This window comes from Bacillus sp. 16GRE42 (genome assembly GCF_019837435.1).
In the GTDB taxonomy this organism is placed as follows: domain Bacteria; phylum Bacillota; class Bacilli; order Bacillales; family Bacillaceae_G; genus Bacillus_A; species Bacillus_A wiedmannii.
Genome location: NZ_JADAXF010000001.1, coordinates 429,303 through 443,632, shown reverse-complemented (window position 1 = coordinate 443,632; position 14,330 = coordinate 429,303). Strand labels below are relative to the sequence as shown.

15 protein-coding genes and 1 pseudogene are annotated in these 14,330 nt (G+C 34.2%); all 16 read left to right on the top strand.

Going from position 1 to position 14,330, the window contains the following annotated elements:
* The first annotated feature begins 184 nt into the window (after positions 1-184).
* The 16 genes and pseudogenes from ILS93_RS02415 (at position 185) to ILS93_RS02340 (ending at position 14,245) form a co-directional block, all read left to right on the top strand.
* Complete coding sequence (locus ILS93_RS02415) at positions 185-1,375, top strand: DUF418 domain-containing protein (protein WP_149173531.1); 1,191 nt, start codon at positions 185-187, stop codon at positions 1,373-1,375.
* Positions 1,376-1,564: 189 nt separating this feature from the next.
* Positions 1,565-2,176, top strand: coding sequence for a hypothetical protein (locus ILS93_RS02410; RefSeq protein WP_064475589.1), 612 nt, complete (start codon positions 1,565-1,567; stop codon positions 2,174-2,176).
* A 20-nt stretch (positions 2,177-2,196) separates the two neighbouring features.
* On the top strand, positions 2,197-3,444 hold the full coding sequence (locus ILS93_RS02405) for a glutathionylspermidine synthase family protein (protein ID WP_222659847.1): 1,248 nt from the start codon (positions 2,197-2,199) through the stop codon (positions 3,442-3,444).
* 201 nt (positions 3,445-3,645) lie between these two features.
* Positions 3,646-4,590 carry a methyl-accepting chemotaxis protein gene (locus ILS93_RS02400; protein WP_064475587.1) on the top strand — a complete coding sequence of 315 codons (945 nt, stop codon included), beginning with the start codon at positions 3,646-3,648 and terminating at the stop codon, positions 4,588-4,590.
* Between the two features lie 377 nt (positions 4,591-4,967).
* Positions 4,968-5,768 carry a BA2930 family N-acetyltransferase gene (gene aacC, locus ILS93_RS02395; RefSeq protein ID WP_222660543.1) on the top strand — a complete coding sequence of 267 codons (801 nt, stop codon included), beginning with the start codon at positions 4,968-4,970 and terminating at the stop codon, positions 5,766-5,768.
* Positions 5,769-5,780: 12 nt separating this feature from the next.
* Complete coding sequence (locus tag ILS93_RS02390) at positions 5,781-6,470, top strand: phosphopantothenoylcysteine decarboxylase domain-containing protein (protein WP_064475585.1); 690 nt, start codon at positions 5,781-5,783, stop codon at positions 6,468-6,470.
* Between the two features lie 137 nt (positions 6,471-6,607).
* The gene (locus ILS93_RS02385; RefSeq protein ID WP_064475584.1) at positions 6,608-7,081 is read left to right on the top strand and encodes a tetratricopeptide repeat protein; all 474 of its coding nucleotides are present in this window, start codon (positions 6,608-6,610) and stop codon (positions 7,079-7,081) included.
* A 12-nt stretch (positions 7,082-7,093) separates the two neighbouring features.
* Complete coding sequence (locus ILS93_RS02380) at positions 7,094-8,143, top strand: hypothetical protein (protein ID WP_064475583.1); 1,050 nt, start codon at positions 7,094-7,096, stop codon at positions 8,141-8,143.
* Positions 8,136-8,630 (top strand): NUDIX hydrolase, encoded by a 495-nt coding sequence (locus ILS93_RS02375; RefSeq protein ID WP_001057918.1) that lies wholly within the window; start codon positions 8,136-8,138, stop codon positions 8,628-8,630. The genes ILS93_RS02380 and ILS93_RS02375 overlap by 8 nt, the downstream gene beginning before the upstream one ends.
* 59 nt (positions 8,631-8,689) lie before the next feature.
* A pseudogene (locus tag ILS93_RS02370) lies at positions 8,690-9,064 on the top strand (TetR/AcrR family transcriptional regulator); the annotation flags it as partial.
* Positions 9,061-9,789, top strand: coding sequence for a hypothetical protein (locus tag ILS93_RS02365; RefSeq protein ID WP_222659845.1), 729 nt, complete (start codon positions 9,061-9,063; stop codon positions 9,787-9,789). The pseudogene ILS93_RS02370 and the gene ILS93_RS02365, both read left to right, overlap by 4 nt.
* 227 nt (positions 9,790-10,016) lie before the next feature.
* Positions 10,017-10,772, top strand: a complete 756-nt coding sequence (locus ILS93_RS02360; RefSeq protein ID WP_098102406.1) for an ABC transporter ATP-binding protein — start codon at positions 10,017-10,019, stop codon at positions 10,770-10,772.
* 15 nt (positions 10,773-10,787) lie between these two features.
* Positions 10,788-11,774 carry an aliphatic sulfonate ABC transporter substrate-binding protein gene (locus ILS93_RS02355; RefSeq protein ID WP_098102407.1) on the top strand — a complete coding sequence of 329 codons (987 nt, stop codon included), beginning with the start codon at positions 10,788-10,790 and terminating at the stop codon, positions 11,772-11,774.
* A 16-nt stretch (positions 11,775-11,790) separates the two neighbouring features.
* On the top strand, positions 11,791-12,639 hold the full coding sequence (locus ILS93_RS02350; protein ID WP_064475578.1) for an ABC transporter permease: 849 nt from the start codon (positions 11,791-11,793) through the stop codon (positions 12,637-12,639).
* A gap of 177 nt (positions 12,640-12,816) precedes the next feature.
* The gene (ssuD, locus tag ILS93_RS02345; RefSeq protein ID WP_064475577.1) at positions 12,817-13,929 is read left to right on the top strand and encodes an FMNH2-dependent alkanesulfonate monooxygenase; all 1,113 of its coding nucleotides are present in this window, start codon (positions 12,817-12,819) and stop codon (positions 13,927-13,929) included.
* A 223-nt stretch (positions 13,930-14,152) separates the two neighbouring features.
* Positions 14,153-14,245 carry a putative holin-like toxin gene (locus ILS93_RS02340; protein WP_001289320.1) on the top strand — a complete coding sequence of 31 codons (93 nt, stop codon included), beginning with the start codon at positions 14,153-14,155 and terminating at the stop codon, positions 14,243-14,245.
* Positions 14,246-14,330 lie beyond the last annotated feature (85 nt).

Here is a 14,330-nt window from a genome sequence, read left to right as displayed (position 1 = left end):
CTAGGTGGAAGCCCTGAAGCCAGTAAACGCCAATTGGTACGGGGATAATAATCAGTGCGTGGATGAACAAAAGCTCCACTGATTAAAGTTTCACTTTATTTTTTCTAATTTTAATAGCAACTAGTTGTTAGTTTTTGATAAAAATGTAAAAAAGGTTAGTTGGTGCTAAGGAAGGAAGTAAAATATGAGTAAATCAATAAATAATGGAGCAATTGAGAAGAAGCGTGCAGTCTCATTAGATTTAGCAAGAGGTACTATGTTACTATTAATCGTACTTGCCCATGCACCGCTTTACTTGTATGCTGCAGATCCTGGAATTATGCATAGGGTGGAAAGCGGAAGTTTCTTTGATCAAATTGTAAACTTTTTTGGTATATTCATAATTGATAACCGTGCTAGAGCGATGTTTGCCGTATTATTAGGCTACGGTTTGGTTCTAGCACTTGAAGGGCAAATATCAAAAGGGAAAAATGAAAATCATGCTGTGAAAATTGTAAGAAGACGCTCTTTGTATTTAATACTGTTTGGGGTTGTGTTAGCAGTCTTAATTGGAGGGCAAGATATTCTTATGGCCTATGGCGTAGCGGGGCTTCTTGTTAGCCCGCTATTAAAGTGTAAAATGAAAACATTAATTCGAACATTTACGATTATCACTATATTGTATATCATTTTTATTCCAATAATATGGGGATTTAATATGCAAGCAATAGGTGATTACGGTTTTTCACCAGATGTTTCAGCAAAAGACACGTATCTAAGTACTATAATGTTACGATTACTTTTCTTTCCTGTTATACCTGTTCTCATCCATTTTATGTTCCCAATTCTTCCTTCGGTAATTCTTGGTTTGTGGATTGCTAGATATCAGTTATTAATAAAACCAGAGCAACATTTGAAAAAATTATATTATATAACAATTATAGGATTAGCAATTTCCTTAATAGGTGCTTTGCCTCTATCTTTTATAGGGACTATATGGTATCCAAGTGTATTTACAGCTGGAATGATAAATGGAATCCATATTTTAACTGGAATTGTTGGAGGATTAGCATATGCAACGGGTTTCGGTATAATAGGGAGTAGATTAAAAAATCTAGGGTACTTTAGCCGTTCATTAATTGCTCTAGGAAAGCGTTCATTAACATTTTTTGTTTTGAATGAGGCACTGCTTGTTATACTTTTATCACCTGTAGCATTTGATTTAGGAGGGCATGTAAGTAACGCTTTTGCTGCATTGATAGCTATAAGTATTTGGATATTGTCTGTCCTATTAGCTACAATAATGGAAAAAAACAATCTGAATGGACCATTAGAGATTTTATTGAGACGTTTAATATATAAAAATAAAATAATTGAAAGACGACCTGGGTATTAGGTCGTCTTTCAATTTATTTTAGTCTATAAACAAAATTATAATCTAATGTTAGTTTGTTTTTATTTATGGAATAAAAAGCATAAAATATGCAAATGTGCATATAGGCTTTAGTTTGAAAAAATTAACAGATACATTATATAATAAAGGTATCTGGAAAAATATAGATAAAAGAAATTAGGTGTATAACACATGAGAATGGATAAGAGTAAATTTATAAAAATTGCTACTTCAATTGGGGTGTCATCATTTTTATTAACTGGGTGTGGTGATTATGAAGAAGAAACTGCACAGAAAGAAAGTACCGCTGTTAAAACAGATGGTGCAAAGCAAGGCAATGAACAAGAAGCTTTACATTGTGATGATAAAACTCCTACCAATGAAAATGTAGAAAATGATGAGTTATGCAAGGAAATTAATCCATCGTTTTCATCGTATAATGAAAACTCACATTTACCGATACTGCCATTCGTAGCAGGATATTTATTAGCAAGCAGAACTTCAAATATGAATTATACAGCAAAACCCAATGTAATGAAGAAACCGTATGCAAATAATATTATTCCATATCGTGAAAAAGACCAAAGTAGAACTGGTGGCAGCGGTGGTGGAGGATACTACGGTGGAACTAACAGTAACAACAATAATTCTTCCAATAAAGTAGATTTAAACAAACAACAGCCGAGTACATCAAATAAAGTGACGCCAGATACAAATACGCCGAAATCATCTACTACTCAAACGCCGAAAGTGAATTCTGGTTCAAGTGGAATTGGAAACGCAAAAGCGCCAGCCGGATCATAATACGAAAGGATAATAGGATCATGTATACAGAACAAGAGCAGAAAGAGTATATGAAAGTATGGTTTTCACTTGCGGAAGAGGTTGGTCGAAATGGATTTACGTGGCCGAGTCTTTTAGAGAAGGAAGAATGGAATCAATATATGGCAACAAGTATGTATCGTATGCCAGTAAAAACTTATACTGCTATTTCAAAAGCGACAGAGGAAATTATGTACGTGTTATATAGAACGTATCAATATATTGTAAATACGACAGAAGATTTTCAAAAACTAGGATTTCCAGCTGAAACGTGGGAAATTGCGAGAATGAAACATACTGGATTGTTTTCATATTTTACAAGGTTTGATTTTATCGTAAATGGTGAAGATATTAAATTAATAGAAGTAAATTGTGATACACCAACAGGTTATTTAGAGCCGTCTGTCGCGAATGAAGTGTTGTGCCGTTATCACGATGTGAACCATCCGAATCATATAGAAGAGCATATTGTACAGGCGTGGGAACAAATTAAACATGACTATAATATAAGTCCTATAGAGACGATATATTTTACTAGTTATGATTGGCACGATGAAGATCATCAAACAGTTCAATTTTTAAGAAGCTATTGCTTAGATCAATCAACGGACTATTTAGGTATACAAGATATCGTCGTTGCAGATGATGGTATATATACGCCGAATGGTGAACGAATTCATTATTTATATAGATTATATCCAATTGAATATTTAGTTTCAGATACTGATAAAAATGGGAAAAGAATTGGACTTCAATTTTTAGATCATATAGCGCAAGGAAGAGTGAAAATCATTAATCCACCTGCTGCTTTCCTTATGCAAAATAAAAGTGTACTCGCATTAATTTGGCAACTGTTCGAAGAGGGAGTTTTCTTTGAGAAAGAAGAGCGAGAAAACATTCAGAACTACTTCTTACCAACATATTTTACAAATAAACCGTTCATAGAAAGAAATGAATCATATGTTTCTAAACCTTTATACGGCCGTGAAGGCGGAGGGGTATCTATATACGAAAATGACGAACTATTAGCTGAAGATAAAACGGAGTATTACTTTGAACAACGAAAAATATATCAGCAATACATAGAAATGCCTGACTATACAATTGACACATGGGATGGTCCGTATACTGGTAAACTATTAATTGGCTCACACTGTATTAGTGGGAGAGCCGCTGGGTTATTTTTACGTGTAGGCGAGAAAATTACGGGAAACTTATCGATGTTTACTGGGGTTACAATTGAAGGATAAGAAATATATGAAAAAAAGCATTAATGGTAGAGCACTTTGAAATTAAAAGTGCTCTTTTTATTTTGAAAAAATATTATTAAAGATCGTTGATATATATAAATTAAAGTGGGACAAATTATATAAATATTAGTATAATTCGATAGTGGTATATTTAATGCGAGATGCTATGATATTTAATTTTTTTGAAATGGAGAAAAGCATATGAAGAGTGATCATATTTCAAAAACTACTTCACTTAGTACACAAGTATTAAATCAAGGGGAGGTACTTGCTGCATTAGAACGTTCACTAGCTATGATTGAGTTTGATCCCTATGGAAAAGTAATATGGGCAAATCATAATTTTGCATATGCAATGGGCTATGAAGTGGATGAACTATTAAACAGTCATCATCGTCAGTTTTGTACTTCACAGTTTGCTCAAAGTCCAGAATATGATATCTTTTGGAGAAATTTTCGGAATGGAGTCTCATTTCAAAGGAAAATACAGAGAATTACTAAACAAGGGAAAATTATATGGCTAGAAGCGACATATACCCCTGTTGTAGATAAGAATGGAAAAATTCAAGCGGTTATTAAAGTCGCTACAGATATTACTGCGCGTGAGAATGGGACGGCTAAGGTAACATTTGAATTGCAAGAGATGGCGGAAAATCTAAAGGAACGTGCGCAAGAAGGGATTAAGCGTAGTCATATTGTTTCCGCGGCTATTAAACAAATAGTCGAACAAACTAATGACAATATGAAGTTATTACAAGAGCTTAACGTACAAACTAATATGATACGCGACATGGTGAAAACGATTAATGAAATTGCCACACAAACTAATTTATTGGCCTTAAATGCTGGAATTCAGGCCGCCCATGCAGGTACCTATGGTAGTGGTTTTAATGTTGTTGCAAATGAAGTTCGTAATTTAGCAAATAAAGTTAAAGCCGTAACGAAAGATGTACACTTTAATGTAGAGAATATAACCAAACAGGTACAAAAGATTAGTGCAGGGACCCTTCAATCAGAAAAGAGAGTTACTGAAAGTTACTCATGTATAGAACAAGCAGTTCATGAATTCAATGGTATTGGTGAAGCGGCCCAGAGACTTGATACACAGGCAAAAACTATAGTAGAGCAACTACAAGGGCAAAAATAAGTTCAAATGTTCCTGAAGTTCGAGATTTAAATACATAAATTGAAAACTTTTTATAAGAAACACATTTTAAAATTAAATATGCCATTTTTCGGTTGGAATGGGGCGTCGTTCTCTTATAAAAAAAGAATCACTAACATAATATGTGATTCTTTTTTTCGGTGTTATATTTGTAATTGATTTGAAAAATATTTTTGTTTATTGATAAAAACTACATGTTTGTAAGAAATGTTAAACGTCCTTGCTATATATATTAAAAAACAATTTGTTTTTATAGTTCGCTATTTTATAAATATGAAAAATGATTAAGTTAAAAATTAAGAAAAATATGATAATATATGTATGTATTAGTTTTAAAAAATGGGGGAACAATCGTGAAAATGAATGACATAGTGGCAAGTACACAATTGCCAAATACAATCAAAACAATTACAAATGATTTAAGAGAATTAGGGTTAGAAAAAGGAATGACGGTTATTGTGCATTCTTCGCTAAGTTCTATTGGCTGGGTATCTGGCGGAGCAGTTGCGGTAGTAGAGGCGTTAATGAAAGTTATTACGGAAGAGGGAACAATTATTATGCCAACACAATCTTCGGATTTATCTGATCCGAAACATTGGTCAAGACCACCTGTACCTGAAGAATGGTGGCAAATCATTCGAGATAACGTCCCGGCGTTTGAACCACATATAACACCAACAAGGGCAATGGGAAAAGTAGTTGAATGTTTTCGTACATATCCGGATGTAGTACGCAGCAACCATCCATTAGGAAGTTTTGCTGCATGGGGAAAACATGCAGAAGAAATAACGATGAATCAGTCGCTATCAATGAGTTTAGGAGAGGAATCTCCATTAAGAAAAATATATGATTTAGATGGATACATATTATTAATTGGTGTTGGATATGATTCCAATACGTCTGTACATTTATCTGAAGTACGTACTGGTGCATGTGAGTTAATAAAAGTAGGCGCACCTATTTTAGAAAATGGTGAAAGAGTATGGAAAGAGTTTGTTGATATGGATTACGATTCTGATAAGTTTGTAGAAATCGGTGTAGAGTTTGAGCGAAAAGGAACAGTAACAAATGGAAAAATAGGAAATGCAACGTGCCGTCTTATGAAGCAACGAGATATCGTTGACTTTGGAACAGAATGGTTACGTAAGAAAAATCAGTAAGGGATGGTTACAATGAAGGGGAAAAAGGTATTAATTACGAGTGGTGGTTGTTTAGAGAAATGGGACCAAGTACGTGGGCATACGAATATGGCAAAAGGTACAATTGGAAGAATAATCGCGGAAGAGCTTATAAGTAAAGGAGCACATGTTATATATTTACACGGTTATTTCGCTGAGAAACCGAACGATGTAAATAATCAATTAGAATTACACCCGTTTGAAGGAATTGTTGATTTGCAAGATAAAATGAAAAGTATCATTACGCATGAAAAGGTCGATGCGGTCATTATGGCAGCGGCTGGATCAGATTGGGTTGTAGACAAAATTTGTGATCAAGATGGTAATGTTCTTGATATGAATGGGAAAATCTCAAGTGATATAGCGCCAATTATTCATTTTCAAAAGGCTCCAAAAATATTAAAGCAAATAAAAGAGTGGGATCCAGAAACCGTACTAGTTGGCTTTAAACTTGAAAGTGATGTAAATGAAGAAGAATTGTTTGAAAGAACGAAAAATAGAATGAAAGAATCTAAGGCAAATGTAATGATTGCAAATTCACCGCATTCTTTATATTCACGCGGAGCGGTGCACTACGTAATTGGACAGGACGGTAAAGGAAAGTTATGTAATGGGAAAGATGAAACGGCGAAAGAAATTGTCAAAAGGTTAGAAGTACTATGTAATCACATTATTGCTTTATAATTTTAAGTATTTGGATAAGAGTGAATCCGCATAGTATATATAGGTAAGCGAAACTTTAATTTATGGGAATTTTACTTTTACACAAATGTTAACCATTCAAGATGGATACATAAAATAATTGGTGAGGAGTGGATTCTATGGAACATTTATTAAAGCAAGCGATTAAACTAAGAAATGAAAAGAAATATGCGCAATCTAGAGAGATACTTATGGGGTTAACCAATTTTACGCGAGACGCAGAAGTGCTTTTTCAATGTGCCTGGATACATGATGTAATGGGGCTTGAAACAGAGGCTGTGCCGTATTATGAACAGGCAATTGCAAATGGTCTTGATGGGGAGTCGCTTTGCGGTGCATTTATCGGTCTTGGCAGTACATATCGTTGTATAGGTGAGTATGACAAAGCAATTACTGTTTTAGAAACAGGTTTGCAGCAGTTTCCAGATAATGATGTGATGAAAGTATTTTTGTCATTAGCGAAATATAACGTAAACGATCATGAATCCGCTATGAAATTATTACTTGAAACAGTCGTGAAAGTAGAAGAAGTTAAAGAATTTGAACGTGCTATTTCATTTTATAAAGACCATTTAAATGAGGTTTTTAAATAGAGGAGTGAAAGTATGAGTGTCGCACTTTCGCGAAGGCGAAAAGGTATCTGGATTGGACTCGTATCTTTAATCTTGTTATCAAACTATTTATTGTATGCTCTTCCGATTGTACCAGCTACTCCGAAAGAAGTTGTTCTTGGATCATTATTAGATTGCATGTTTGTAATTCCAGTCATTACGTATTTCTTTATTATTCGAAAAAGATACTCGTTAACTTATATATTTCCTGTTGTAATAGCTGGTTATATATTTGCAAGATTTATTATTCCAAGCGACTATTTACAAGCTTTTTCATACGTTTCTTATAGTATAGTTGCAGGAGAAATTGCTTTTGTATGTTTAGAGTTATTCCTTCTATATAAAATTGTTAGAAAGCTTCCTAACATAATAAAAAAATATAAAGAATATAAAAGTCAGTATTCTTCATTTTCTTATGCAATTGATGCTGCGTTTGACGCCACTATGAAAAGAAATAAATTAATAGATATCATTGTAACAGAGTGTAAGCTAATTTATTATGCATTTTTATCGTGGCGTGAAAAAGTACCAGAAGGTGAATACGTATACTCATATCACAAAAAGACTGGTGCAATAGGTGTATATATTATGATCATCCATGCGACCTTAATAGAAAGTATCGGTTTTCATTATTTGTTTCATCAATGGAATCCAGTTGTAGCATGGGTGTTACTTATTTTAAATGTATATGCAATGTTTTATTTTTTAGCTGAAATTCAAGCAATGCGTAAAAATCCAATTATTGTTACGGAAGAACAGGTAATTATTCAAATTGGATTAGGGAAGAAAATCATTATACCGTTTACACAAATTGATAAGATTACGTTTTATAAAGGGGAACTTTTAAAAAAAGAGAAAGAGGTTCTTGACGCAACGGTGATGGAATTTATAAAGGAACCTCCAATATTTGAAATAATACTCAAAGAGCCAATGAAAGCACAATTATTATATGGATTTTCTAAAACAGTAAGTCGTGTTTACTTAAATGTTGATGAGGAACGAAAATTTTATGATGTGATGGTGGAGAAATTGAACCATGAATAATGCTACTAATTTTTATCGTGCGCTTGGTGTGTATGGTATTTGTATCGAAAATAATAATATATTAGTAATTGATAAATCAAAAGGTCCATATAAGAACAGATATGATCTACCTGGTGGGAGCTTTAATGAAGAGGAGTCGTTGTTATCGGCACTCCATAGGGAATGTAAAGAAGAAACTGGATTAGAAGTAAAGGTTATAAAGCAAGTAGGTACGGTTGATTTTCAATACCCTTCAAAGTTTAAAGATTATACACATGTACACCATATTGCAGTTTTGTATGATGTTGAAAAGAGTGCAGGGAAAATCATAGTACCAAAACAATTTGAAGGTCAAGATTCTTTAGGAGCGAGATGGGTTTCTATAGAAAGCATTACAGAAGACAATTCATCTCCACTTGTATGTAGTGCAGTGAAGTGGTTGAAAACGAATGAGCTTCCATTAGAAGTGAAAAAATATGAAACATGGACAGTGAAAAACTCCTTCTAAAATAAGAGGGAGTTTTTATTGTGTATTTGGAGACCAAACACTTCTTTATCACTATATAAATTGAAGAAATACTTATTTCTAATGAACGGTCTGTCATGCAAAAGCTGAAAGATTCTCTAAATATATTTTGGACATTTATCGAAAAATTAGCACCCTATAAAAATGTGAGTTCGTTTCAGACGGAACAACATTTTCAACTGGAACAGAAATTATTTACGCGAATGCAGCCATTAATTCGACAAGTAATCGAAGAAGGGGTGAAAACTGGGATTTTTAATACTAATAACTCATTATTAGCATCAGGATTTATTTTATACGGTCTTAGCAGTATTGCTCATTCAGAGGTGAATTTGAATCTAGACACGAAGCAAGAAATGATTAATTTAGTATTAAATACAATACGATACGATCAAATCGAAGGAGAATGTATATGAAAATTATTATTGATGGAAACAATATTTCGAATGAACAACTTACAAAGTGGAAAAGAGAACGTATTAAAAAAGTTTTAAATACATTAGGACATAAAGAACCGGAATTAAATGATACAGACGTTATGAAAAAAAAACTAACGGAACTAAAGTTAAATCATTCATACAATGAAATGTATGATAAGTTGAAAATTAAACTGAAATTAAGTGAAATGGGTATGCGTATTTGTACTGTTTTATCTAGTGATAGACGAAAATTTTCAAAAACAAGTATCTATTTAGATGGGATTACAGCAGAAGAAGCGATAAATGGAATTGATAGTTTTATGCTTGAACAATCAGATGAAAATGATCAAGTGAATTTATCAGCCTGTCCAGATCACTACGTACTAAGACCCTTTGGGGAAAATGAATTAGAGGTTATCGAAACTACTGGTAATTCTCCATTTCCAGTTCAATTTTTTATTGTTTTTGGTGACGAAACGGGATTGAAGACACCTCGAGATAAGTCTTATCAATACCAATCAACAGGTGTTGCACGTATGAAAGACGGTACTACTATTGGTGGAGTTCGACATCAATTCAAAGATACAGATACTGGTATAGAAGTAAGTCTAGTTGTAGAGTTTCCGGCACTTTGTCCTAATAGCCTTATTAAATCGCATCAAATGCATTTGGCATGTGAGTTTTCTTATTGGTTACAGTGGATTAAGAACCATAAAAAATAATTTTTAAATAAATAACAATAAGGATGTTCAAACGAATCATATGTATTTTTAAACAAAACCCAGTTGACTTATCGGAAATATTTGTATAATATGTACTTAATTCTATTACGTATTGCTGATTGGAGAAACCAAAGGCATTTTATCTATTGATAAAATGCCTTTGGTTTTTTTATTGCATAAATACTGAATCTGTTCATTTAGATGAATCATTTCAAGGAGGCGAAGAAGTGACTGTTTCAATTGATGGAGTATCAAAATATTTTTCGAAACAAAATGCTACGGTTCAAGTATTAGAGAATATTAATTTTCAATTAGAGAAAGGGGATTTTGTTACAGTAATTGGTCCGAGTGGTTGCGGAAAAAGTACACTATTAAAAATTATTGCAGGTTTAGACAGCGATTTTGAAGGAGAAATCATTATTGACGGGGAGCGTATAACAAAACCGAGTAAGAAGCAAGGATTTATATTTCAAGAGCATCGATTGTTTCCATGGCTAACAGTGGAAGAAAATATTGCAGCTGATTTGTCATTAAAAGATAAGTATGTGAAGGATAAGGTAAAGGAATGGGTTGAAATTGTTCGATTAGACGGTTTTGAAAAATCATATCCGAAAGAAATATCAGGCGGGATGTCACAACGTGTTGCGATTGCAAGAGCGTTGTTAAGGGATCCCAATGTATTATTGCTTGATGAACCATTTGGAGCACTGGATGCATTTACCCGAAGTCATTTGCAAGAAGTACTGCTCAACATTTGGGAACAAAAAAAGACGACAATGATATTCGTTACACATGATATAGACGAAGCAATATATCTTTCGAACCGAATTGTCATCATGAGTGCAAAGCCTGGAAAAATACATAAAGTGATTGAAAATAATTTATCTTATCCGCGTAGTAAAACTTCGGATTCATTCCAAGAAATTCGAAAGAAAGTATTACAGCAGTTTGAACACGGGGGATTAATTCAAACAAGTATATAGGGAAAGAGTGAGTATATGTATAAAAAAATTAAAGTTCTTTCTTTTGCAGTAGCTATTTCTTTATTTTTATTTGGATGTGAAAAAAGCACAGCAAGTAGTAAGAAGGAAGATGTAACAGTACAAATTGGTATACAGCAAGGATTAAGCCCGCTATTATTAGCACAGAAAAAAGGATGGTTTGAAGAGGAGTTTAAAAAAGAAGGGGTTAAGGTGAAATGGACAGAGTTTCAAAGCGGACCTCCTTATTTTGAAGCGATTTCATCAAATCGATTAGACTTTGGTGAAGTGGGGAACTCCCCAGTTATTTCAGCGCAAGCAGCAGGTATTGAATTTACCGAAATTGCTAATACAAGTTATGCGAGAAAAGGAACAGGGATTCTTGTACAAAAAGATAGTAAGATTACGAGTGTAAAAGATTTAAAAGGTAAAAAAATTGCGGTAGCAAAAGGGAGTAGCGCGTTTAATTTATTGTATCGAGCCTTAGAAAAAGAAGGTATCAATGCGAAAGATGTAAATGTTATTCAGTTACAACCAGATGAAGCACAGCCGGCATTTGAATCCGGATCAGTAGATGTATGGGCGATATGGGATCCATTCATCTCGCTACATACGTTAAATAAAGGGGCAAAAGTTATTGCAGATGGTGAACTATTAAATGTTTCTTCTCCAGAATTTTTAATTGCGAGAACAAAATTTGCGAAGGAGCACCCAGAATTAGTTGAGAAATTCCTTAAAGTTTATGAAAAAGCACGTGTATGGCAAGAGTCAAACTTAGATGAAGCGATAAAAATATATACTTCTGCAAAGAAAATAGATGCCGAAATTGTAAAAGAAGTGTTTAATCACGACAAACCAATTTTAGTTCCAGTAACGAAAGAAATAATAGCGGAACAGCAAAAGACAGCGGATTTTCAATATAAGCTAGGCTCTATAAAGAAAGAAATTAAGACAGATAAAGTAGTAGACAATTCTTTCGTAGAAAAAGCATTAAAGGCGAAATGAAAAGAGGTTTTGTAAATTGGAGAATACGAAAGCTGTTATGAAACCAACGGGTATAACGATTGGCAAAAATAATGTAAAGAAAGTGCGAAAGACGAATGTAAAAGTGCTAGTAAGAGCGATTACTATACCGATTATCGTATTAATTATTTGGCAGTTAGCCGGCGTATTCGATTTAGTTTCTAAAACAGTTTTACCAACACCATTAGATATATTACTAGCTTTTCAAGAACTTATAAAAACAGGAGAGTTATTCGGTCATTTAAGTTTCAGTGTATTCAGGGCTGCGGCTGGTTTCTTTATCGGCGGGAGTTTAGGAATTATTTTAGGAACGATTGTTGGATTTTCAACGAGAAGTGAGCAATATTTAGATCCATCTGTACAAATGTTAAGAACTGTACCTCATTTAGCTGTTGCACCGCTTTTCGTATTATGGTTCGGTTTTGGAGAAACATCGAAAGTATTATTAATTGCGGACGGTGCATTTTTTCCTTTATACGTAAACGCGTTTTTAGGGATACGAGGTGTAGATTCAAAACTATTCGATGTTGCGAGAGTGTTAGAGTTTAGTAAAAGAAAATTAATTACAAAATTAATTTTACCTGCCGCATTGCCAAATCTATTACTGGGAGCAAGGTTATCTTTAGGAGTTGCATGGGTGAGTTTAGTAGTAGCAGAACTTATGGGGTCTACAGAAGGTATCGGCTATATGATTATGGATGCAAGGCAATTTTCAAATACAGATATCGTATTTGTCGGCATTATTATTTTTGCATTCGTTGGAAAGTTTTCTGATTCACTCGTACGTTTACTAGAAGTGAAGTTTTTAAGATGGCGAGATAATTTTAAAGGAGAGACAGGGAATTAACATATAAAGTGAAACTTTAATCAGTGGGGAGGGTCATCCCCCACCTAACTTCTTTGCTTTCGCTGAATTTTAAGGTGGGGATCTTACTGCCCGCAAATAGCGGGGTAAATTATTAGGGGTAATTTATATAGAGTATGTTAGTATGCGTTTCAAAATAAATAAGGGGTGTGTAAAGGTATGGAATTATTATGGTTTATTCCGGCTTATGGAGATGGTCGATATTTAGGAACGACAAAAAGAGGAAGAGCAGCTGAGTATGGTTATTATAAACAAGTTGCAGCTGCAGCTGATTATTTAGGATATTCGGGTGTATTACTTCCAACTGGTCAAGGGTGTGAAGATCCATGGGTATTAGCATCGGCACTTGCAGCTGAGACAGAGAAATTAAAATTTTTAGTAGCAGTTAGACCAGGACTAATGTCACCGACAGTTGCAGCGAGGATGGCATCTACATTTGATAGAATTTCAGATGGGAGGTTACTTATTAATGTAGTAGCTGGAGGAGATCCTGTTGAATTGCATGGCGATGGATTATATCTTGAACATGATGAAAGATATGAAGCAGCCGATGAATTTTTAAAAGTTTGGAAATCGACCTTGCAAGGTGAAACGATCTCTTTAGAAGGAAAGCATATTAAAGTTACGGATAGTAAAGTTGTATTTCCTCCGGTTCAAACGCCGTATCCAGCAATTTATTTTGGCGGATCGTCTGCTGCAGGTAAAGAAGTTGCAGCGGAACATAGTGATGTATATTTAACTTGGGGGGAGCCGCCAGAGCAAGTGAAAGAGAAAATAGAAGAAGTAAGAAAACTTGCGGAAGAGAAGGGGCGTAACGTACGATTTGGTATTAGACTACACGTAATTGTAAGAGAGACAGAAGAAGAAGCATGGGAAGAGGCTGAAAGGTTAATTCAATATGTAGATAATGAAACAATTGAGCTCGCTCAAAAAACATTTGCAAGATATGATTCAGTCGGACAAAAACGAATGACACACTTAAATAAAGGTACGAGAGAGTCGTTAGAGATAAGTCCTAACTTATGGGCTGGAATTGGGCTTGTAAGAGGTGGTGCGGGTACTGCGCTTGTTGGAGATCCGCATACAGTAGCAGAAAGAATAAAAGAATATGAAGCGTTAGGAATTGATACGTTTGTATTATCAGGATACCCCCATTTAGAAGAGGCATATGAAGTGGCAGAACTGTTATTTCCTTTATTGAAAGACGAGAAGAAACAAGAAAATAAAATTGTTGGTGAAATGATAGCTGATGCATTTGCTTTAAAAAAATAGTGAGAAATAAAGTTGAACCAATCGGGCATTTACAGGCAGTTTCACCTATGTTTTGCTTCATTTTGTTTACTGCCTGTTAATACGGGATAAAAAAACTCGCAAGTATTTCACTTGCGGGTTTTCATCGTAAACTATTAGAAAATATGGTAAAATTAAATAGTAACTTAAGGTACGGTTGGTTGTTCAATTATCACTTCTCCGAATAGGAGGGGGGTGATAATACGTGAGTGAAATAGCGTTGTTACTGCAGGGTGGACTGTTTCTCGTTGCATTGTTAACGTTCGTCGTCGTTTTAATAGACAAGCTCAAAAAATAACAACCCACCTATGCCAATAGAATGTGGGTTGTTTTGTTTGTAAGAAACAAATAGGATAAATGAACAATCCAATCTGCTAAGTTAC

What these genes read in the sequence shown, in the direction of transcription:
- ILS93_RS02385 (WP_064475584.1), top strand. Translation starts at nt 6,608, where the DNA reads ATGGAACATTTATTAAAGCAAGCGATTAAACTAAGAAATGAAAAGAAA.
- ssuD (WP_064475577.1), top strand. Translation starts at nt 12,817, where the DNA reads ATGGAATTATTATGGTTTATTCCGGCTTATGGAGATGGTCGATATTTA.
- ILS93_RS02390 (WP_064475585.1), top strand. Translation starts at nt 5,781, where the DNA reads ATGAAGGGGAAAAAGGTATTAATTACGAGTGGTGGTTGTTTAGAGAAA.
- ILS93_RS02355 (WP_098102407.1), top strand. Translation starts at nt 10,788, where the DNA reads ATGTATAAAAAAATTAAAGTTCTTTCTTTTGCAGTAGCTATTTCTTTA.
- ILS93_RS02365 (WP_222659845.1), top strand. Translation starts at nt 9,061, where the DNA reads ATGAAAATTATTATTGATGGAAACAATATTTCGAATGAACAACTTACA.
- ILS93_RS02380 (WP_064475583.1), top strand. Translation starts at nt 7,094, where the DNA reads ATGAGTGTCGCACTTTCGCGAAGGCGAAAAGGTATCTGGATTGGACTC.
- ILS93_RS02410 (WP_064475589.1), top strand. Translation starts at nt 1,565, where the DNA reads ATGAGAATGGATAAGAGTAAATTTATAAAAATTGCTACTTCAATTGGG.
- ILS93_RS02405 (WP_222659847.1), top strand. Translation starts at nt 2,197, where the DNA reads ATGTATACAGAACAAGAGCAGAAAGAGTATATGAAAGTATGGTTTTCA.
- ILS93_RS02415 (WP_149173531.1), top strand. Translation starts at nt 185, where the DNA reads ATGAGTAAATCAATAAATAATGGAGCAATTGAGAAGAAGCGTGCAGTC.
- ILS93_RS02375 (WP_001057918.1), top strand. Translation starts at nt 8,136, where the DNA reads ATGAATAATGCTACTAATTTTTATCGTGCGCTTGGTGTGTATGGTATT.
- ILS93_RS02400 (WP_064475587.1), top strand. Translation starts at nt 3,646, where the DNA reads ATGAAGAGTGATCATATTTCAAAAACTACTTCACTTAGTACACAAGTA.
- aacC (WP_222660543.1), top strand. Translation starts at nt 4,968, where the DNA reads ATGAATGACATAGTGGCAAGTACACAATTGCCAAATACAATCAAAACA.